Annotated in this window: 14 protein-coding genes and 1 other RNA gene; 10 read left to right on the top strand and 5 right to left on the bottom strand. The window is 67.8% G+C overall.

The window, feature by feature from the left end; all coding sequences use genetic code 11:
* The first annotated feature begins 3 nt into the window (after positions 1–3).
* Positions 4–1,275 (top strand): GGDEF domain-containing protein, encoded by a 1,272-nt coding sequence (locus FA89_RS19050; protein ID WP_051938458.1) that lies wholly within the window; start codon positions 4–6, stop codon positions 1,273–1,275.
* A gap of 726 nt (positions 1,276–2,001) precedes the next feature.
* On the opposite strand, the gene FA89_RS01995 is transcribed toward FA89_RS19050, so the two are convergent.
* Positions 2,002–2,256 (bottom strand): CsbD family protein, encoded by a 255-nt coding sequence (locus FA89_RS01995; protein ID WP_036137703.1) that lies wholly within the window; start codon positions 2,254–2,256, stop codon positions 2,002–2,004.
* Between the two features lie 154 nt (positions 2,257–2,410).
* Between FA89_RS01995 and FA89_RS01990 the strand changes: the two genes are divergently transcribed.
* From FA89_RS01990 to FA89_RS01970, 5 genes are read left to right on the top strand one after another with little or no spacing between them, the layout of a single operon-like run.
* Positions 2,411–5,014, top strand: a complete 2,604-nt coding sequence (locus tag FA89_RS01990; RefSeq protein WP_051938457.1) for a glycoside hydrolase family 31 protein — start codon at positions 2,411–2,413, stop codon at positions 5,012–5,014.
* Positions 5,015–5,016: 2 nt separating this feature from the next.
* Positions 5,017–5,955: a glycine betaine ABC transporter substrate-binding protein gene (locus FA89_RS01985; RefSeq protein WP_221174270.1), complete on the top strand. Its 939-nt coding sequence runs from the start codon at positions 5,017–5,019 to the stop codon at positions 5,953–5,955.
* Positions 5,952–7,082, top strand: a complete 1,131-nt coding sequence (locus FA89_RS01980) for an ABC transporter permease (protein WP_036137700.1) — start codon at positions 5,952–5,954, stop codon at positions 7,080–7,082. The genes FA89_RS01985 and FA89_RS01980 overlap by 4 nt, the downstream gene beginning before the upstream one ends.
* Positions 7,079–8,008, top strand: a complete 930-nt coding sequence (locus FA89_RS01975) for an ABC transporter ATP-binding protein (protein WP_036137698.1) — start codon at positions 7,079–7,081, stop codon at positions 8,006–8,008. Before FA89_RS01980 ends, FA89_RS01975 begins: the two co-directional genes overlap by 4 nt.
* Positions 8,005–8,739, top strand: coding sequence for an ABC transporter permease (locus FA89_RS01970; RefSeq protein WP_036137696.1), 735 nt, complete (start codon positions 8,005–8,007; stop codon positions 8,737–8,739). The genes FA89_RS01975 and FA89_RS01970 overlap by 4 nt, the downstream gene beginning before the upstream one ends.
* Positions 8,740–8,931: 192 nt before the next feature.
* Here the strand turns inward: FA89_RS01970 and FA89_RS01965 are convergent, their stop codons facing one another.
* Positions 8,932–10,983 (bottom strand): M13 family metallopeptidase, encoded by a 2,052-nt coding sequence (locus tag FA89_RS01965; protein ID WP_036137695.1) that lies wholly within the window; start codon positions 10,981–10,983, stop codon positions 8,932–8,934.
* A gap of 229 nt (positions 10,984–11,212) precedes the next feature.
* Here FA89_RS01965 and FA89_RS01960 point away from each other — a divergent pair, with 229 nt between their 5' ends.
* The 3 genes from FA89_RS01960 (at position 11,213) to FA89_RS01950 (ending at position 15,535) form a co-directional block, all read left to right on the top strand.
* Positions 11,213–11,989 (top strand): TenA family transcriptional regulator, encoded by a 777-nt coding sequence (locus tag FA89_RS01960; RefSeq protein WP_036137692.1) that lies wholly within the window; start codon positions 11,213–11,215, stop codon positions 11,987–11,989.
* A gap of 58 nt (positions 11,990–12,047) precedes the next feature.
* Positions 12,048–14,789 (top strand): putative bifunctional diguanylate cyclase/phosphodiesterase, encoded by a 2,742-nt coding sequence (locus FA89_RS01955; RefSeq protein ID WP_036137689.1) that lies wholly within the window; start codon positions 12,048–12,050, stop codon positions 14,787–14,789.
* 74 nt (positions 14,790–14,863) lie between these two features.
* On the top strand, positions 14,864–15,535 hold the full coding sequence (locus FA89_RS01950; protein ID WP_036137686.1) for an HAD family hydrolase: 672 nt from the start codon (positions 14,864–14,866) through the stop codon (positions 15,533–15,535).
* 286 nt (positions 15,536–15,821) lie between these two features.
* On the opposite strand, the gene FA89_RS01945 is transcribed toward FA89_RS01950, so the two are convergent.
* From FA89_RS01945 to rsmI, 3 genes are all read right to left on the bottom strand, one after another.
* Entirely contained in the window at positions 15,822–16,196 is a 375-nt protein-coding gene (locus tag FA89_RS01945; protein ID WP_036137684.1) for a YraN family protein, read from the bottom strand.
* 28 nt (positions 16,197–16,224) lie between these two features.
* Positions 16,225–18,027, bottom strand: coding sequence for a penicillin-binding protein activator (locus FA89_RS01940; RefSeq protein WP_036137682.1), 1,803 nt, complete (start codon positions 18,025–18,027; stop codon positions 16,225–16,227).
* 101 nt (positions 18,028–18,128) lie between these two features.
* The gene (gene rsmI / locus FA89_RS01935; protein ID WP_036137679.1) at positions 18,129–18,956 is read right to left on the bottom strand and encodes a 16S rRNA (cytidine(1402)-2'-O)-methyltransferase; all 828 of its coding nucleotides are present in this window, start codon (positions 18,954–18,956) and stop codon (positions 18,129–18,131) included.
* A gap of 950 nt (positions 18,957–19,906) precedes the next feature.
* Here rsmI and rnpB point away from each other — a divergent pair.
* Positions 19,907–20,273, top strand: an RNA gene (rnpB, locus tag FA89_RS19480) — RNase P RNA component class A.
* Positions 20,274–20,440 lie beyond the last annotated feature (167 nt).

Genomic DNA, 20,440 nt, shown 5'->3' with positions numbered 1-20,440 from the left:
ATCATGAGTACGGGTGTGGAACAGGACATCTGGGAGCGCAAATACCACCTCGCACTGGAGAGGATGGAGCGCGACGAGCGCGATTTCCGCGACCTGGAGGAGGGCCTGCGCCGCCTCGCCGTGCGCCTGGCTGCCCTTGCCCGTGGCCAGGGCAGCGATATCGACAGCCTGCTCGACCGCCTGAACGAGGCGCTGCGCGACTCCCCCCAGCCCGCCCTGCTGGATACGCTGCTGGAATCCTTGTCGGAAGCCGTGGCCGGGCTGGATCGCCTGCCGTCGGCGGTGAACGACGATGCCCCGGCCGCGCCCGCCGTCTCCGCGCCCGCCGCCGCGCCGGCTGCGCTCGCCGTCGCGGCAACCGAGGCCGTAGCACCCTCACCCTTGCAGCAAGACAGTGAGGTGGTGGCGTCGCTGCGCACGGATATCGCCCGCCTGCAGGACCTGCTGGCTGCGGTCAGCGCACGCCTCGGCGACATGACCCGTTACCTCGCCGCCGAACTGGCCTACGGCGAGGCCGCCGCGGGTGGCCGCGAACTGGATGCCACGGTGCGCGAGGAAATGCGCGCGCTCGGCGAAAGCACCCTCACCGCGACAGACCTGGGCGCCCTGCAGGCGGAGGTGAACGCGCGCCTGTCGCTGATCGACACGCACTTCCGCAAGTACCGCGACCGCGAGGACGCCCGCATGGCCGCCTACCGCGACCGCGCCGAGCGCATGCGCGACCGTGTCGAGGAGCTGGAAACCCAGACAAGCTCGCTGCAGGATTCGCTGCGCCGCGAACACGCGCTGGCGCTGACCGACCTACTCACCGGCCTGCCCAACCGGCTGGCCTACGAGCGTCACATCGAAGCGGCCCAGGCGCGGATGCGCGAAACCGGCGCGTCGCTCTGCCTGGCGGCGCTCGACATCGACCATTTCAAGACGATCAACGACAGCCTGGGCCACGCCGCCGGCGACGCCGTGCTGCGTATCGTGGGCCAGACGCTGACCCGCGAGCTCCCTGATGCGGCGTTCGTTGCGCGTTACGGCGGCGAGGAATTCGTCGTGGTATTCAGCGGCAGCGAACGCGATGCCGCCCTCCAGGCGGCAAAGGGGCTGTGCGCCCTCGTGGCCTCGCTCGCGTTCCATGCCAGCGGCAAGCCGGTCACCGTAACCATGTCCGGCGGCGTCGCGTGCTTCGGCCGGAACGACACGGCCGCGGAAGTATTCGAACGCGCCGATCGTGCCCTGTATTCGGCAAAAAACGCAGGCCGCAACCGCTGCCAGGCCGGCTGACGTAGGAGCGCACGATGTGCGCGAAAAGCCAACAAAGCGGTGAAGCGGTAAATCCGAACTCCTCGAGCAAGAGCCGGCGGGTAGCCCCCTCGGTGCCACGCCTGCGGCGACCCGTTGAGGAAAGGCCGCTGGCGCGGCCGTGTATCTGGTTCGCGCACATCGTGCGCTCCTACGCCGGAGGTAGGGCTGGTCTATTCAATGCCTGAGCCGCCGGCCGTGTAGGAGCGCACGCACGTGCGCGAACCCTCAATACCGCTAAGGCGACCGATGCCGTGCGCATCAGGCAAGCGAGCGTTCCCAGCCACGAAGCAAAACGCTGCTCTTTGCTCGCCTGCAAGCAACGTCAGTCGTCGAAAGAGCCGGCGGGTGCCACCCTCGTGGCCGGTAGCCGCAGGCGAGGGCTTCGCACAGATCAGGCCCGAAGGGGGCCGGCCTGGACGGCCGGCCGTTCTCGCGAGACAGGGATGTCGAGTCGAGAACCCCTGTGCGAAGCCCGACCCGCCCCGAAGGGGAATAGATATACGGCCGCAGAGCGGCCTTTCATTGACGGGTCGCCGCAGGCGTGGCCGCGAGGGTGGCATCCGCCGGCTCTTGCTCCACGACCCAAGGCCCAACACGACGCCGAAGGCAAGCCTTCAACCCGCCCACAAAAACAAAAAAGCCGCGCGGGCTATAGGGACCAAATCCCACCGCCCGCGCGGCCTCATCGCACAAACCTACGAAAGATCAGTCGCGGCGCGCGAGCAGCATGCCGACGAGGATGCCGACGCCGAAGCCGCTCAGGATCGCGCCGAGCGGGCGGTGGGCAACCGCGTCACGGACGGTGTCGACGGCTTCGCCGGCCTTGGCCTGGACGCGGCCAGCTGTCTCACGGATGGCGCCTTCGCCTTCCATGCCATGGTCGCCCACGAGGGCGCCGGCGGCACGCTGCACACGGCCGCCGACGGTGTTGGCGGCGCCGCGGATCTGGTCTTCGTTCATGGTTTTTGCTCCAGGTGGGTTGGACGAGGGCCGACAGTGCCTTGTCGTAAGTGCACGAAGCGACAAGACCTCGTCGACTCCGTTCATTCACCGGGTCCATGCGGCGACGCGCCATAATCGTGGACTTCCGGTTCGACGAAGGGTCCATCCGCCCATGGAAGCGAAAAAAGACAAGCCATCCTCGTCCGACGCGGCGGCCAGGCCTGCAGCGGTCGTGACCCGGGGCCCTGTCCGTTTCACCGTGCTTACGCCGCGGTTGCTGCGGCTGGAATGGAGCGAGGAGGGTCGGTTCCGCGATGGCCGTACGCAGGTGGTCGTGCACCGTGACCTCGATGTGCCGGCGTTTCGGGTGACCGAGGACGACACGTCCCTGCAGATCGACACCGATCGCCTGAGCCTGCGCTACGACAAGAACGGCGGGCGTTTCCAGGCCGGCAATCTCTCGGTGCGTCTGCGTGGGCACGGCGGCGCGGACATCGTCTGGCATCCGGGCGACGTGCAGACCGACAACCTGGGTGGCACGTACCGCACGCTGGACCGTTATGACGGCGACACCTGGCAGGACGGCAGCACGCTGCCGATGGAACAGGGTCTGATCGCCCGCGATGGTTGGCATGTGGTCGACGATACCGAAAGCTTCGGCCTGGACGACGACGACTGGGTCACGGCGCGTCCGTCCGGCGAGCGCCAGGATCTGTATTTCTTCGGTTACAGGCACGACTACCCGGCGGCCCTGGCCGATTTCGCGGCGATCGCCGGGCCGCAGCCGATGCCCCCACGGTTCGTGTTCGGCTACTGGTGGTCGCGTTACTGGAATTACTCGGACCAGGAGCTGCGTACGCTGGGTGCGCGCTTCGTCAAGGAACGCATTCCTCTGGATGTGCTGGTGCTGGATATGGACTGGCACACCACGCCCGGCCTGTCGTTGCGCCCGGGACACGAGGAAAAGGATGTCTTCGGCGAACAGTCCGGCTGGACCGGCTACACCTTCAACCGCAGCCTGTTTCCGGATCCGGTCGCGTTCATGCAGTGGGCGCATGGCCAGAAGCTGCGCGTGACGCTCAACCTGCACCCGGCCTCGGGGGTAATGCCGCACGAGGAAAAGTACCAGGCGATGGCCGATGCGCTGTCGTGGGATACCTCCACGCAGGCGCCCATCCCCTTCGAGGGCACGTCGCGTTCGTACATGCGCGCCCTGTTCGACACGGTGCTCCATCCGCTGGAGCGCGAGGGTGTCGACTTCTGGTGGCTCGACTGGCAGCAGTGGCCCGAGTCGAAAGCCCATCCGGGACTGTCCAACACCTGGTGGCTCAACCACGTGTTCTTTACCCAGATGCAGCGCGAGGGCGACCGGCGCGGTCTGATCTACCATCGCTGGGGCGGCCTCGGTAATCATCGTTATCCGATCGGGTTCTCCGGCGACAGCGTGATCTCCTGGACCTCACTGGCCTACCAGCCGCACTTCACCGCCATGGCGTCCAACGTGCTGTATGGGTACTGGAGCCACGACATCGGCGGGCACACCTTCCACAAGCACATCCCGCGCCCGGAGCGGCACCTGGAGCCGGAGCTCTACGCGCGCTGGATGCAGCTGGGCGTGTTCAGTCCGGTGCTGCGCACGCATTCGGCCAAGGAGGCCAGCCTGCACAAGGAGCCCTGGCATTTCGGGCCGCCCTATGGCGATGCCATCTTCGCGGCCATCCGCCTGCGCTACCAGCTGGCGCCGTATATCTATGCCGCCGCGCGGCAGGCCTACGAGACCGGCCTGTCCATCGTGCGGCCCATGTATTACCACTGGCCCGAGCACGACGAAGCGTACACCCACCCCTCGCAGTACATGTTCGGCAACGACCTGCTGGTGGCGCCGGTGACGGTGCCCGTGGGCGCCGACGGCACCGCGCCGTTTCCGGTCTGGCTGCCGCCCGGTCGTTGGTACAGCCGCGATGGTGCCGACGTGTTCGAGGGTGGCCGCGTACTGGCGCAGTGCTACACCCTGGAGGAAACGCCGGTGTTCGTGCGTCAAGGCAGCGTCGTTCCGCTTTACCCGGAAGGCATGCGCGACCTGGCCAATGTGCCGGACGAGCTGATCCTGCAGGTGTTTCCGGGCGCCGAGGGTCACGCCGAACTTTACGACGACGATGGCGAGAGCCAAGGCTACCGGCGTGGCGAGTGCTCGCGTATCCGCGTGCAAAGCCGCAAGGATGCCACGTCGCACCGGTTGCACATCGCCCGCAGCGAAGGCGACTTCCCAGGCAAGCATCCGGTTCGCTCGTACATCGTGCAGTTCCTCGATGCGGGCATGCCGGACAGCGTGGAAGTGGACGGGCGCGTGCTGCCGTACAGCGCGCAGCCGAAGCAGGGCACGTGGTTGTTCGACACGGCATGGTTGTGCATCCGGATCGATCTCGGCCCGGTGAGCATGGACGAGGCGCACGAGGTCATCGCGCATGTCCGTCCTGCGCATGTGCCGACGTCGGGCCTGCTGCGACGCATGCGGCGTGCGGCCGATGCGGTGCTCTACCTCAAGCAGGTATGGGGCGACATCTCCGCGCTGCCCGACGAGGTGGACCTTGCCAGCCAGGCGTCTCGCGTACTCGCCTATGCGGTGGAGCAGGGTGATGACGCCGGGCGTGGCGATCGCTTCATGGCCGCGGTGGCCGCGTTCGAGTCCCGCTACGTGGCGCTGCCGGCGAGCGTGGCGGCGACGCCGATCGACGATGCACTCAAGCGCGGCTTCGTCGACGTGCTGGGGCGCTGAGCGTGCGTCTTTGCCGCCGCCTGTGGCTGTCGCCGTTGCTGTGGGGCGGGATGGCCTTCGCGGCTGTTTTCGCGATGCAGGCGCAAGCCCAGGCGCAGCCGCCCGTGCGAGTGGGCTCCAAGGCGGACAACGAAGGCGCGGTGCTTGGCCAGATCGTGCTTCAGGTACTCCGCCATGCGGGGATTCCGGTGGTCGATCGCACGCAGCTGGGCCCCACGTCGGTCGTGCGCCGGGCGCTGCTCAACGGCGATCTTGACGTCTATCCGGAATACACCGGCAACGCCGCTTTCTTCTTCCATCGGGAAAGCGACCCGGCCTTTCGTGACGCGGCGCAGGCGTGGGCCCTCGCCGCATCGATGGATGCGGCGGCGAATCAGCTGGTCTGGCTGCGCCCCGCGCCGGCCGACAATCATTGGGCGATCGGCGTGCGCGCCGACCTCGCCCGCACCCAGCGGCTGCGCACGCTCGACGACTTCTCGCGCTGGGTGCGTGCGGGTGGCGATGTCTACCTTGCCGGATCGGCCGAGTTCGTGGAAAGCGACGCGGCACTCCCGGCGTTCCAGTCGGCCTACGGGTTCACGCTGCGTGGCGACCAGTTGCTGGTACTGGCCGGCGGCGACACGTCCGCCACGATCAAGGCCGCGGCCGAAGGAACCTCAGGCGTCAATGCCAGCATGGTCTATTCCACCGACGGCGCACTGGCCGTCACGGGACTGGTCGTGCTCGACGATCCCAAGCATGTGGAAATGGTCTATCAACCAGCCGCTGTGGTGCGCGATGCCACGCTACGGCGCTATCCCACCATGCGAACGTCCCTGGAAGCCGCATTCAGGCCGCTGACCGTGGAGGTGTTGCGCCGGCTCAACGCGCGCACGCAGATCGATGGCGAGCAGGCATCGGCCGTGGCGGCGGATTACCTGCGCACGCAGGGCCTGTTGTGACGGTGCGGGGTGCGGCGTTGCCGGTGATCGTGCTAGCGGGAGCGGGAGCGCTTGCCGCGGTGTTCGCCGACTTCCTGCATGTGGCGCCGAACCGCCTCCTCAGCGGTCCCGCGGTCAGTCCGCACGTGTGGGCGCTCGCGGCGGTATGGCTGCTGGCGGGCGCGGTGGGCACGGTGCGTGTGCCGGGGCGCACGTTCATCACTGCGGTATTGGCGTGGGCCGGCGTGGTCGGCTTGCCGCTGCTTGCCGGCATGGACGCGCGGGCCCTGCTGGAGGGCGCCGCGACTGGCACGCGTATCCAACTGGGTACCGGGTTCTGGGTGATGTGGCTCGCGGCGGCTTTGCTGTTGCTGCACCGGCTGGCCGCGATGTCCCGGCCGGTGCGAGTGCTTGCGTGGGTCGGCGTGCCGATGGCAATGGCCGGGATGGCGATGACCGGGACGTTCGATAGCCTGGCGTTGCTGCGCGAATACGCGGCGCAACGCGCGCCGTTCGCCGAGGCCCTGCTGACGCATGTGCTGCTCGCGGCCGCCACGCTGGCGATAGCGCTGCCGATCGGTGCGCCGCTGGGCTGGTGGGCATGGCGAACGCGGCGTACCGACGGGGCGCTGGTCGGCGTGCTGGCGTTCCTGCAGACGGTGCCCTCACTGGCCTTGTTCGCCTTGTTGATCGGGCCGTTCGCGTGGCTGGCCGGCAGGTGGCCCGCGCTGGGTGCGCTGGGTTTCGGTGGCACGGGGGCCGCACCGGCGGTGTTCGCGCTGGTGCTGTATGCGCTGTTGCCGGTGGTCCGCTACACCGTGGCCGGGCTGGATGCCACGGCGGCGGACACGCGCGAGGCGGCGCGCGGCCTGGGCATGACCCGGCGTCAGGTGCTGCTGCGCGTGCAATTGCCGCTGGGCTGGCCCGTGCTGCTGGCCGGCTTGCGCATCGTGGCGGTGCAGACCGTGGGGCTGGCGGCGGTTGCCGCCCTGATCGGCGCGGGTGGGCTGGGTCGGTTCGTTTTCCTCGGCATCGGCCAGGGTGCGACGGACATGGTGCTGCTGGGTACGCTTACCATCATCGCATTGGCGCTGGCGGTCGATCTTTTCTTCCAATCGTTGCTCGTGCTGACGGAGCGCCCCGCATGATCGAGTTCGAGCACGTTCGCACGTCGTACGGTACGCAGGTCGTCATCGACGATCTCTCGCTGCATATCGAGGCGGGCGAGTTCTTCGTCCTGGTCGGGCCATCGGGTTCGGGCAAGTCCACGCTGCTGCGCATGGTCAACCGGCTGGAACACGTAGACAACGGCACGGTGCGCGTGGACGGCAAGGATGTGACGACGGTCGATGCCGAGACGCTGCGCCGGGGCATCGGATACGCCATCCAGTCGGTCGGCCTGTTTCCCCATCGCACCGTGGGCGAAAACATCGCCACCGTGCCGCGTCTGCTCGGTTGGAGCGATGCCGACATACGTGCGCGCGTCGGCGAACTGATCGACCTGCTGCACCTGGACGAACCCGGCATGATCGATCGTTATCCCGATACGCTTTCCGGTGGGCAGCAGCAGCGTGTCGGCGTGGCACGTGCCCTGGCCGCGCGCCCCCCCGTCGTGTTGATGGACGAGCCGTTCGGCGCACTCGATCCGCTCACGCGCGAATCCCTGCAACGCAGTCTCAAGGCGATACAGCGCGACAGCGGCACCACGTTGCTGTTCGTGACGCACGACATGGACGAGGCGTTCGGCCTCGGCGACCGGATCGGCCTGATGCTGGAGGGCAGGCTCGCCCAGGTCGGCACGCCGTTGCAATTGATCCGCGAGCCGGCGGACGAGCGCGTGCGCACGTTCGTCGGCGGCGTGCGGGTGCGCCTGCGTGAGCTGGCCGTGCGTTCGGTGCGCGAGGTGCTGCGCGGCAGTGAGTCCGTGGACGGTGACCCGCTGGATATCGACACGTCGCTGCAGGACGCGCTGGCGGCCATGCTTGCGCAGGGGCGCGACTGCCTGCCGGTGGACGAGGGCGGCCGCCGGGTGGGCGTGGTCCGCCTGGGCGACCTCGTGGCGCGGCCTGCATGAGGGGGCTGCTGCCCGCCGTGGTCCTGCTGGCGTTGGTGCTGGTGCTGCCGCACGCGGCACCGGTGTTCCATGCGGGATGGCCGGCGCTGAGTCATCCGGTCTACGTGCGTACGTCGTTCGCCATGCTGACCCTGTCCCACTTGGGGCTGGTGCTCGTTGCCACCGCGGTCGCGACGATCGCCGGGCTGTCCCTCGGTGTGCTGGTGACGCGTCCGGTCGGCCGGTCGCTGCTGCCCACGGTGCGTGCGGTGGCGGTGATCGGGCAGACGTTTCCACCGGTGGCGGTGTTGGCCATCGCCGTACCACTGCTCGGTTTCGGCGCGGCGCCGACCTTGCTGGCCCTGGCGTTGTACGGCGTGCTTCCGGTGCTCGGACAGACCGTCGCGGGCCTGGACAATGTACCCGCGGCGGCGCTGCATGCCGCCGACGGCATGGGTTACGGCCGCTGGCGTCGCCTGCGGGAGATCGAACTGCCGCTGGCCATGGGGCCGATCATGGCCGGCGTACGTCTGTCGGCCATCGTCGGCGTGGGAACGGCGACCATCGGGTCGACCGTCGGCGCCACGACGCTGGGCTCGCCCATTGTCGAGGGCCTGGTCGGCAACAACACCGCCTACGTGATTCAGGGTGCCCTGCTGGTCGGTGCGCTGGCACTGACCCTGGACGGTGCCCTGCAATACCTGGAGCGGCGCCTCACCCGTCCCGCCCCAACAGCCGACCGCATCAGGTAGGAGCGCGCGCGTGCGCGCGACATCTTTTCGCCGTGACCATCGGGCTGGCGCGCCAGCTCCGGGGTGTCGCGAAAACATGTCGCGCGCGCACGCGCGCTCCTACATGGCGTTGTCGTTGTTCAGTACGTTGCCGTTGTGCAGGGCGTTGTCGTGGTGCCGCCGCCGGCGCGGTGGAACGCCGGCGGCGGTCGCTTACCAGATTTTGACGCGCTGCTTCGGATCGAGGTACAGCTTCTGCCCGGGCTTCGCCTTGAACGCGTCGTACCAGGGGTCGAGGTTGCGCACCGTCTGCGCGCGGAACTCGCCGGGTGCGTGGCCATCGCCGATCACCTGGGCGCGCATTGCCGCGTCGCGGGTCTTGCTACGCCACGATTGCGCGAAGGCAAGAAAGAAGCGCTGGTCGCCGTCCAGGCCGTCGATCACCGGGGCGGGCTTGCCGTGGAGGCTTTCCTTGTAGGCGGCATAGGCGATGGTGAGTCCGGAAAGATCGGCGATGTTCTCGCCCAGGGTCTGCTGGCCGTTGATGTGCAGGCCGGGCAGCGGTTCGTAGGCGTTGAACTGTTCGACCAGGCGCTGGCCCGCATCCTTGAAGTGCTTCTGGTCGGCGTCGGTCCACCAGTTGGCCAGGCGGCCCTGCGCGTCGAACTCGGCGCCGGTGTTGTCGAAGCTGTGGCTGATCTCGTGCCCGATCACGGCGCCGATCGATCCGTAGTTGGATGCGGCGTCCGCTTTCGGATCGAAGAACGGCGCTTCCAGGATGGCAGCCGGGAAGTTCAGCGCGTTCTGCAGCGGCAGGTTCACCGCGTTGACCGTCTGCGGCGTCATCCACCATTCGTCGCGGTCCACCGGCTTGCCCAGCTTGGCGACCTGATGCCGGTACTCGGCCAGTTCGGCGCGCTGGTGGTTGCCCAGCGCGTCGTCCGGATGAATCTCCAGCGTCGAGTAATCGCGCCAGGTGTCCGGGTAGCCCACGCCGACCTTGATGGTAGCGATCTTGGCCTTGGCCTTCTGCCGGGTGGCGGGTGACATCCAGGCGAGCGTGTCGACACGTGCATCGAACGCCTTCAGGATGTTCTTCACCATGTCCTGCACTTCGCTGCGCGACGACGCCGGGAAGTACTGCTTCACGTAGATCTGGCCCACGGCATCGCCCAAGTCGGTGTCGACGCGGCCGATGCCACGCTTCCAGCGCTCGCGCTGCTGCGGCGTGCCCGTGAGCACCTTGCCGTAGAAGCCGAAGGCGAGGTCGTCGTACACCTTGGGCAGCAGGCCGGACGCGTTCTCGTTGATTGTGTGGAAACGCAGCCATGCCTTCCAGGTGCCCAGCGGCTCACTGGCGACCAGCGCGGCGAACTTCGTCACCGTACCGGGCTGCCAGACGATGAAAGTCGGCTGGTCGTCGAGCGCGGCCGCCTTGAAATACGCGTTCCAGTCGATGCCGGGCGCTTTGCTGGCGAAGGCGGTGCGCGGCCACGGATTGTTCGCCTTGTGGATGTCCTCGCTGTCCACGATGGATTCCTGCGCCTGCGCGATCTTCGTTTCCAGGGCCATGACGGCCTTGGCCTTGGCGGCGGCGTCGGGCGTGCCCGACTGCTTCAGCACGGCCTCGACGTAGGCGGCGTACTTGCCACGCGTCTCGACCATGTCCTTGTCGGTTTTCAGGTAGTAATCGCGATTGGGCATGCCCAGGCCGCCCTGCAGCAGGTAAGGCATGTTGCGCGTCGGATCCTCGAGGCCCTGGGCGACGAACAGGCCCAGCAGGTGGCCGGTGTCGAGGTTGGTCGCATTGATCGGGTCGACATCGGCGCGCAGTTGGGCGCCCAGGGCCGTGGACAGGGCGGCCTTGTCACCGATCGCGTCGATCGCGTCCAGTGCCGGTTTCAGTGGGGCGAGACCGGCTTTCTCAATCGCCGCCTGGTCCATGTATGCCTTGTAGTAATCGGCGATCAGGCGCTGGTTGCTGCCCGCCGCCGGATGGCCTTCGCCCGCGGCCTTGATCAGCTCGGCGTTGCGTTTCTCGGCCTTCTCGAACACCTCGAGGAACACGCCGGTACTGGCACGGTCGGCCGGAATCTGCGCGGTCTTGCGCCAGTTGCCGTTGGCGAAGCCGTCGAAGTCGTCGCCGGGCTGCACCGAACGGTCCATGCCCTTGAGATCGACGCCCACGGGCTGCGCGGCCATCGCCGCGGCGGAAGCGAGGCCGCAGGAAATGGCGGTCGCGAGAATCCGGTGAAGGTTTGCCATGGACGAGTCCAACGAAGGAAAGGGCGCCCACCATAAACCGGGAACCGTCCCGTGTGTGCATGACGGATGGGCCAGAGCGGCAGACACCGACCCGCAGGAAAGCCCAACCGGGGTTGTGCCCTAATGATCGTCCGGCCCCGCAAGGGGGTCGGCACGGGCGGGCTGCGGGTCAACCCCGGCCTGTCCGGACCTTCCATCCATGGCTAGCAGATCTTTAGGGAGATCCACTATGAACGCACGCTTCGAACTCACGGGGCCGCAGACCGATATCGCCAGCTACCCCACCTGGACCCAGGACATGGTGTCCTCTTGCGAGGATGCCCGGCGACAACTCGTCCGCCACGACATGTGGGAAGCGATGAAGACGGCGACGCTCGATCCGGTGACCACACGTAACTTCATGGTCGGTGTGTGGCCGGTCATCGAGCGGTTTCCGGGTTACATGTCGCACAGCCTGCTCAAGACGCGGTACGGCCGCAGTCCGGGCGACGACCTGGCCCGCCGGTGGCTGGTGCGCAACATCCGCGTGGAACAGAACCACGCCGAGTATTGGCTCAACTGGGCCGAGTCCGCCGGCGTGTCCCGCCAGGACGTCCTGACGGCGGAGCCGCCCAAGGGCAGCCAGGTCCTGGCCAACTGGTGCGAGGAGGTCAGCCGGGACGACTCCCTGGCCGCGGGCATTGCCGCCACCAACTACGCCGTGGAGGGGGCGACCGGCGACTGGTCGCAGATCATCTACGACAGCCAGGCCTACGCGGCGAGTCTGCCGATTTCGTGCCGCAAAGCCGGCCTCCGTTGGCTTCAGCTTCACGCGGCCTATGACGATACCCATCCATGGGAAGCGCTCGAGATCGTGTGTACCCTGCTGGGATCGAACCCCCCGGTGGACCGGATCGAGCACATCAGGGAGTGTGTGAGTCGCAGTTACGTGGGCATGAGCATCACGCTCGACCGTTGCATGGATGCGGCGGCCCCGGTTCGCACGTCGAACGTGGTTGCCGCGTAACTCGCATGTTGGGCGTCTTATAGCGCAATATCAGGTTAGTGCGAGACCCGAGGAAGCGATGCGTCGTGTAGATGCCATTCACCCCCAACCGCTGTCCCGGCGCCTCAGGCCGCTGGCCTATGCGCTCGTGGCCGTCGTGGGCCTCGTTCTCGCGTTGACGTGGGTTGCCCTGCAGACCCAGGTGACTCTCGCCGGTTTCCTCAACGGCGAGAGTCTTTGGGCCAAGGCGCAGAAACAGGCGGTGATCGACCTGGACGAATATGCCGCGCATGGCCGGCCGGGCGATCTGGCCGACTTCCGCCGCAACTTCGCCGTGCTGATGGCCGACCGCGGTTCCCGCGACGCCATTGCCAGCGGCCGTTACAGCAAGGAGGCCGTGGAAGAGGGTTTCGCCCAGGGCGGTGTCATCCCCGAGGCCATTCCTGGCATGGTCTTCATTTTTCGTCACTTCGACGGCATGCCTTATGTCCGCGAAGCCATCGCCCAGTGGCGCTCAGTGGACAGCAGCCTGGCGGAGATCGACCAGATCGCCAACCGTCTGGAGCACGCCTACGGCGGCGGTCTGCCGTCACAGCAGCTTCTGGATGACGAGCACCGACGCATCGGTGCGCTCAACAGCTACATCGAACCGCGCGCGAAGGCCTTCTCGCTGTATATCGCCAACGGCGCCTCGTGGCTGGGGCGGGTGCTGTTCTTCACCGTGCTGGGTGTGGCGGCGCTGGCGTCACTGCTATGGCTGCGCATGGCCCAGCGGATACTCGCCAGCATCCGCGGGACCGAGGAACGCTACAGCCTGCTGTTCGACAGCGCCGCGGATGCGATCTACATGGTGGACGAGGCCTCGGGGCGCATCCTGGACGCCAACCATCGCGCCGCCGCGTGGGCCGGTTGCCAGCCGGGTGAGCTGATCGGCATCCGGCTGGCCAGCCTGTTCGTCGAGGGATCGGTGTATGCCGGCGTGGGTTCGCTGCGCAACGGCGACGGCAGCGTGCGGCCGGTGGAGACCCAGAGCAGCCTCGTCGTGTGGGGCTCGCGTCACGTATCGCAGGCTATCGTGCGGGACATTTCCGACCGGGTGGCCATGGAGCAGGAGCGCAAGATCGCCTCCGAAGCGCTGGCCAGCATCGCCGAGGGCGTCATCATCGCCGATGCCGACCGGCGGGTGACGACGGCCAACGCGGCGCACACCAAGCTCACCGGCATCCCGCTGCAGGCGTTGCGTCGCACACGCTTCGACGCGACCCGCAGCCTGCCTGACGGCCGTCCGCTGCCGCAAAGCCTCTGGGACGACATCGCGGCCGGCGACAACTGGCTGGGCGAGGTGGAGAGCCGGCGCGCCGACGGCACCACCTATCCGGAGATGCTCAGCATCAGCACCATCCGCGACAGCGAAGGGCGCCCGCAGCACTACGTGGCCGTCGTGTCCGACATCACCGCGCGCAAGGCCGACCGCCAGCGCCTGCAGCACATGGTCAACCACGACCCGTTGACGGGTCTGGTGACCCGCTCGGAATTCGAACGGCGCTGTGCCGAGGGCATCACGCGGGCCGCGCACCAGCGCGGGGCGGTCGCCGTGCTGTTCGTCGACCTGGATGCTTTCAAGGTGGTGAACGACAGCTACAGTCACGCCACCGGCGACGCCCTGCTGATGCGTGTGGCCGAGCGCATCCGCGCCCAGCTCGCGCCGCACGATGTTGCCGGGCGCATCGGTGGCGACGAGTTCACCGTGCTGCTCGCCGACCTGCGCTCGCGCGAGGAGGCCCTCACGGTGGCCGAGGCGATCCTTGCCGCGCTGGCCCGACCGTTCGACCTGGGCGACTACGAGCTGTTCGTCAGCGCCAGCATCGGCATTGCCGGTTACCCGCTGGACGGCAACGACGCGGTCACACTGATCGCGCATGCCGACGCGGCCATGTATGTGGCCAAGACCGAGGAACGCAACGCGCTGCGGTTCTACACGCCGAAGATGCACGCCGATGCACGACGCCGCCTCAAGCTCGCTTCCGAACTGCGCCAGGCGCTGTCACGCAAGGAATTCGTGCTGGTGTTCCAGCCCAGCGTGGAAATGAAAACCGGACGCATCGTGGCGGTGGAAGCCCTTATACGCTGGCGCCACCCCGACCGCGGCAACGTGCCGCCGGACGAGTTCATTCCCATCGCGGAAAGCCTGGGCCTGATCCGCCAGATCGACCATTGGGTGCTGGGTGCCGCGTGTGCGCAGCTGAAACGTTGGGACGATGCCCACATGCCGTCGCTGCGCATGGCGGTGAACGTGTCCGCAAGTTCCTTCGGTCATCCGGACTTCCTGCCGGCCGTTAGCGAGGCGCTGTGCACGGCCGGCATCGCGCCGGAGCGGCTGCTGGTGGAATTGACCGAAAGCGCGATCCTGCGCCTGGGTGAAGACACCGAGCGCTCGATGCAGTCGTTGCACGACCTGGGCGTGGGCGTGGCCATCGACGACTTCGGTACCGGCTATTCGTCGCTGGCCTACCTCAAGCTGCCCGCGGTGGCATATCTCAAGATCGACCGTTCGTTCGTCACCGGCCTGCCGGACAACGGCAACGATGTGGCGATCACCGAGGCGATGGTGGCCATCGCGCGCAGCCTCGACCTGCATACCATCGCCGAAGGCATCGAGACCGAGGCACAGCACGAATTCCTGCTGCGTGCCGGTTGCCAGGAAGGGCAGGGCTTTCTTTATTCGCGACCGCTGCCGCCCGACGAGATCGAACGGCTGCTGGCGCCGAACAAGGCGGCCGGCGGCAAACGACTGTCACTGGTGCCGCCGCGCAGGGCATGATCGATCCGGGGCTTCGCATCGGTATGACCCGGCCCCATGTACAACGGTCGACGTACCCGCGCTAAGGATGCCCCGTGCCCCACGATTCCCTCGTTTTCCTGTTCGACGTCGATAACACGCTGCTCGACAACGACCGCTTTGGCGCCGACCTCGCGGCGCGCCTCGAGCACGCCGTCGGTGTCGACGGCCGCGACCGTTACAACGCCATCGACAAGGAGATCCGCAGCCAGGTCGGCTACGCGGACTACCTCGGCACGCTGCAGCGGCTGCGCGGCAACGACGGCGCCACGCCGTACATGGACCTCGCCTTCTTCCTCCTCGATTACCCCTTCGACGAGCGTCGTTTCACCGGCGCGCTGGAGGCCGTGGACCATGTACGCACAATGGGACGGCCGGTGATCATGTCCGACGGCGACACGGTGTTCCAGCCGCGGAAGATTCGCCGCGCCGGCCTGTGGGACGCCTTCCGCGGCGACGTGCTGATCTACGTGCACAAGGAGGACATGCTCGACGACATGCAACGTCGCTACCCGGCCGACCATTACGTCATGGTCGACGACAAGCCGCGCATCCTCGTGGCGATGAAGAAGCTCATGGGCGAAAAGGTCACGACCGTCTTCGTCAGGCAGGGCCACTACGCGGCGGCCGCTGGCGCGGACCTCGAAGCCGCCCCGCCGGATATCACGATCGACGCCATCGGCGACCTGGCCTCGATGCCCGCCGAGAGGTTTTCCCGCGCCACCTGACCCGCCAGGATCGCCATGACCTTGCATCCAGCGGGGGGGGGGCATCTGGCGCGGGTGGGTGGGTAGGAGCGCACGCACGTGCGCGAACCCTCAGCACCGAACCAAGGCGAATGAAGCCAAACGTCTAAACGAGCCAGCGTTTCCGTGCATCCGACGTGCGCTCGTCAGACGCCCCAAACCGCCCGCATCCCGCATGAGTACGGCATCGTTCGTGAGGATTCGCGCACGTGCGTGCGCTCCTACAACGACGAACCGATGTCCCCACGTCCCCACCTCCCTATGTCCTTCACCCCGCGTCGAACGCGCCGCGTATCCACTCCGCGGTATCGCTTTCGAAGGCCAGCACGTCGAAACGACAGGGACGATGGGCATCGTGCGGATGCCAGCCCAGCCACAGGTGCGCGGCGCTGATCAGCTTGCGGCGCTTGGCGGCGGTGACCGAGGCCGCGGCGCCGCCGAAGCGGGCATTGCGTCGGTAGCGCACCTCGACGAAGACCAGGATGGGGCCTTCGCGCATGATCAGGTCGATCTCGCCATGGCGGCAGAGGAAGTTGGCCTGCACCAGTCGCAGGCCGCTGGCTCGCAGAAACGACAACGCCGCGCCCTCGAAACGATCTCCGGTGGCGCGGCGCGGTGTGGCGGTCTTCGTTGGTGCGGTCACGCGAACCTCCCGGTTCGCGCCGGCGGGATCAGGCCCCGCCGCTTTCCACGCTGGGGGCCGTGGCCGGCGCTTCGAGCTCCAGGCTACCCGCGACCGGACGGGCCACGCCGTCGGCGAAGCGCGCCCAGATGAGTACGCGCCGTACCCGGCCGAACTCATCCGCCACCAGCTGGCCCGTCGCGCCCGGCAGGTAGCTGCCCGGGTGGCCGCGCATCCAGTCGATGTAGGGCACCAGGCCCCAGGCGTCCATGCCGAAGGCGAACAGGCGTGCGGTGACGCCGCGCGTTGCCGGAATGGCGTTGCTCAGCTCGCTGCGCCGGGCGAGGCCCGGCTGGGCATCGAACAGCCACGGCGCGTCGCAGAATTCCACGCCTTCCAGGTCGCGATCCGCGGTCGGATCGTCGCTGCCCCCATAGACATGGGAGGTGGCGAAAACGGGCAGGGTGTTCTTGGCCAGGCGCAGCTGCGGGATCAGCAGGCGTGCCTGGGGCGGCTTCATGCTGATGAAGACGCCGCTGGTGTCGGGGTCCTGGCCGACAGGCTCGGACAGCTGCGAGGCGAAGTCGATGCTGCCGGAGTCGAGCGTGATCTGGGCCGCCAGCGTGCCGCCGCGTGCTTGCCACTCGGCCTTGAAGGCGTTGCCGGCACGACGGGCGAAATCGTCCGTCGACACGATGACGGTAGCCGTCTTCATGCCACGGTCCGCCATGTGGTCGGCGACCTGCGCGCCTTCGGTCTCCGGGATCAGGCCGAACTCGTTCGCGCCCGACGGCGGCAGGTTCTTGTTGTCGTTGGGATAGTTCAGCGTGAGCATCGGCGCGGGCAACGCGCCCTTGGCGAAGATGGCCGACACACCGTCACGGTTGAGCGGGCCGACGACGAAGCGCGCGCCCTCGGCCACGGCCTTGTCGTAGGCAGCCACTGCGTGCGCGGCGTCGTTGCCCGAGTCGTACACGGCAACCTCCGGACGCGCGGCACCGGTGCGACCGGCATCCACGTAGTTGGTAAAGAAGCCGTCCCGGATGGCGGCGCCGGCACCGGCGAGCGGGCCGCTCAGCGGCAGTAGCAGGGCCACCTTGCCGGGCACCTTATAGCCTTCCCGCACGCCTTTATCGCCGCTGACCGTGCCCACGGCCTGGTCGAGCACGGCCGGCGAGCGGGACACGCTGCCGAGTTGCGACTGCGCTTCCACCACCCACGGCTTCATGGGGTCGTTGGCGGACAGGGCGGCGCTGCGGTCGGCCAGCGGCTGCGCGCCCAGGCCCGTAAGCAGGGCGAGGATCTGCTGGCGGTTCTGCTCGCGGTCGATGCCGCGCAACTGGCCGTCCAGCTCCATCCGGGTCTGCGCCGCGCTCCACGGGTCGTTCGACGCGGCCTGCGCACGCGCGCGAAGCTCGGCCAGCCGCTGCGCGACCTGCGGCGATACGCGGGTGGCGGGCTTGCCGGTCAGCGACAGCGCCGTGGCCGGATCATTGTTTTTCAGGGCGATTTCGGCGCGCAGCGCGTCCAGTCGCAGCGAGTCTTCGCCTTCCAGTCGCGGGCGACGGATATCGGCCACGATGGGGGCGGCCCGATCCAGCGCGCCCTCCTGGCGGTACGACTCGGCGGCCAGCAGCTTGTAGTAATCGCGGCGATCGCCGTCCTGCGCGGCCAGGGCGAGGTAGGCCTGGGCGGCCTGGTCGAACTGGCCCTTGATGTACATGGCCTGCGCCGCCTGAGTCGCCTCACCCGAAGGGGCGGCACCCTGTGGCTGGACGCCGCCCTGGGTCACGCAGCCGGCCAGGCCGGCGCAGATCAGGAGGCCGAGGATCGAGGCACGAATCGGTCGCATCGCTAGTGAGTCCTTGATGGGCACGTCGGCCCCCTGGCGGCGCCGAAACGACCGGATGATAGCCCATCGCCCCGCGAGGCCCGCGTGAGGCAGGACGAGGCTTACGTCCCGTAGAGCGCCTTGCGTGGCGCGCCGGTGATGGCGGCGGCGAGCTTGGCCGCCCGGGCGGGCGGCAGTTCGTCCTTCAGGATGGCGAAGACACGCAGTCCCTCGGCCAGGCGCTCGTCTTCGCCGGCCTCGCGACCGGCCACCATCACCACGAACTCGCCACGTTGCTGGTTCGGGTCGGCCGCCACGCGCTCGACCAGCGCCGCCAGCGAGCCGTCCAGCACCGTTTCGAACATCTTGGTCAGCTCGCGCGCAACGACGGCCTCGCGGTCGGCACCGAACGCCTCCCGCATGTCTTCCAGGGATTCGAGGATGCGATGCGACGACTCGTAGAAGATGAGCGTGCGCGACTCACCGGCAAGCTCGGCGAGGCGCGCCCGCCGGGCGCCGGCCTTGGCTGCCAGAAACCCCTCGAAAACGAAGCGGTCGCTGGGCAGACCGGCCACCGACAGCGCGGCGATCACGGCGCTGGGGCCGGGCACAGGGCTGACCCTCAATCCCGCAGCGCGAGCGGCACGCACCAGGCGGAAGCCCGGGTCGCTGATCAGGGGCGTGCCCGCATCGGAGACCAGCGCCACGTCGTCCCCGGCTCGCATGCGTTCGACGAGGCCGTCGACGGCGGTGCGCTCGTTGTGGTCGTGCAGGGCCACCAGTGGCGTGTCGATGCCGAGGTGCTGCAAGAGCGGGCGGGTGTGCCGGGTGTCTTCCGCGGCGATGACCTTCACCCGCCGCAGCGTCTCGATGGCGCGGGCGGCGATATCGTCGCGGTGACCGATGGGGGTGGCGACGACATGGAGCGTGCCGGGGCGGGGCTGGGTCATCGGTGCATCCGGTGGGCGTGGCTGGGCATTGTAGAAGTGGATTTGGTGGTGTGGGGGGTTAGAGCTTTGGAGCCCTAGAGCCCTAGAGCAAGAGCCGGCGGGTGCCACCCTCGTGGCCACGCCTGCGGCGACCCGCTAAGGAAGGGCCGCTCCGCGGCCGTTTATCTATTCCCCGTCGGGGCGGGTCGGGCTTCGCCCGGGGATTTTCGATTCGCCATCCATGGCTCAGCGAAAATGGCCGGCCGTCCTGGCCGGCCCCCTTCGGGCCTTGTCCGTTCGAAGCCCTCGCCTGCGGCTACCGGCCCCGAGGGTGGCACCCGCCGGCTCTTTCACGGACTGAGGTTGCGTGTGGGAAAAGCTAAGAGCCAGGTTTCGCTTCGTTGTTGGGAACGCTCGCTTGCCTGATGCGCACGGTATCAGCCGCCTTGGGTGGTGTTGAGGGTTCGCGCACACGCGTGCGCTCCTACACACAGCCGGTGGATCAGACGTTGAATAGACCGACCCTACCTCCGGCGTAGGAGCGCACGATGTGCGCGAACAACCAAAACAAAGCGCTGACGCCGTACCCCGACCGCTACTCGTTCACCCCACGCGCTGCTCGCCCAACACGCCACCTCAGTTTGAGGAAGAGCCGGCGGGTAGCCCCCTCGGTGCCGGTAGCCGCAGGCGAGGGCTTCGAACGGAGAAAGCCCGAAGGGGGCCGGCCAGGACGGCCGGCCGTTTCCGCTGAGACAGGAGGTCGAATCGGAAACCTCCGTTCGAAGCCCGACCCGGGCCCGAAGGGCAATAGACAAACGGCCGCGGAGCGGCCCTTCCCTTTCGGGTCGCCGCAGGCGTGGCACCGAGGGGGCTACCCGCCGGCTCTTGCTCCACGGCCCAAGGCCCAACGCGATGCCAAAGGCGAGCCCCAAGCCATCGCCGATATCGCGTTATGCCGTACAATCCGGGCTGGAGTCGGCCGGACAGTCGCGTCGCGCCTTCGGGCGTATCGAGGAAAGTCCGGGCTCCATAGGGCAGGGTGCCAGGTAATTCCTGGGCAGCGTGAGCTGACGGCCAGTGCAACAGAGAGCAGACCGCCGATGGCCCCGCAAGGGGATCAGGTAAGGGTGAAAGGGTGCGGTAAGAGCGCACCGCGTGCGGGGACAACGTCGCATGGCACGGTAAACCCCACCCGGAGCAAGACCAAATAAGGGGACTATGACGTTGCCCGCGTCGTCCCCGGGTAGGTTGCTGGAGCCTGGCGGTGACGCCAGGCCGAGAAGAATGACTGTCGCGTCGCAAGGCGTACAGAACCCGGCTTACAGGCCGACTCCTTCTCTTCTTGTGACGGCGCCGTCTCGCGACGGCGCCGTTTTTGCATGTGGAATACGGGTGAGTGCCGTCGTCACATCGGTGGAGGCCGGGTTGAGTGAACGTGAGTTCAGCCCCGCCGCCCATTTCACGCGACACACACACCGTAAATCACGGTGTGAATCGCAAAAAAC

The sequence above is a fragment of the Luteibacter sp. 9135 genome, assembly GCF_000745005.1.
Taxonomy (GTDB): domain Bacteria; phylum Pseudomonadota; class Gammaproteobacteria; order Xanthomonadales; family Rhodanobacteraceae; genus Luteibacter.
The sequence above is the reverse complement of the archived record's forward strand: the minus strand, read 5'-3'. Positions and strand labels throughout refer to the sequence as shown.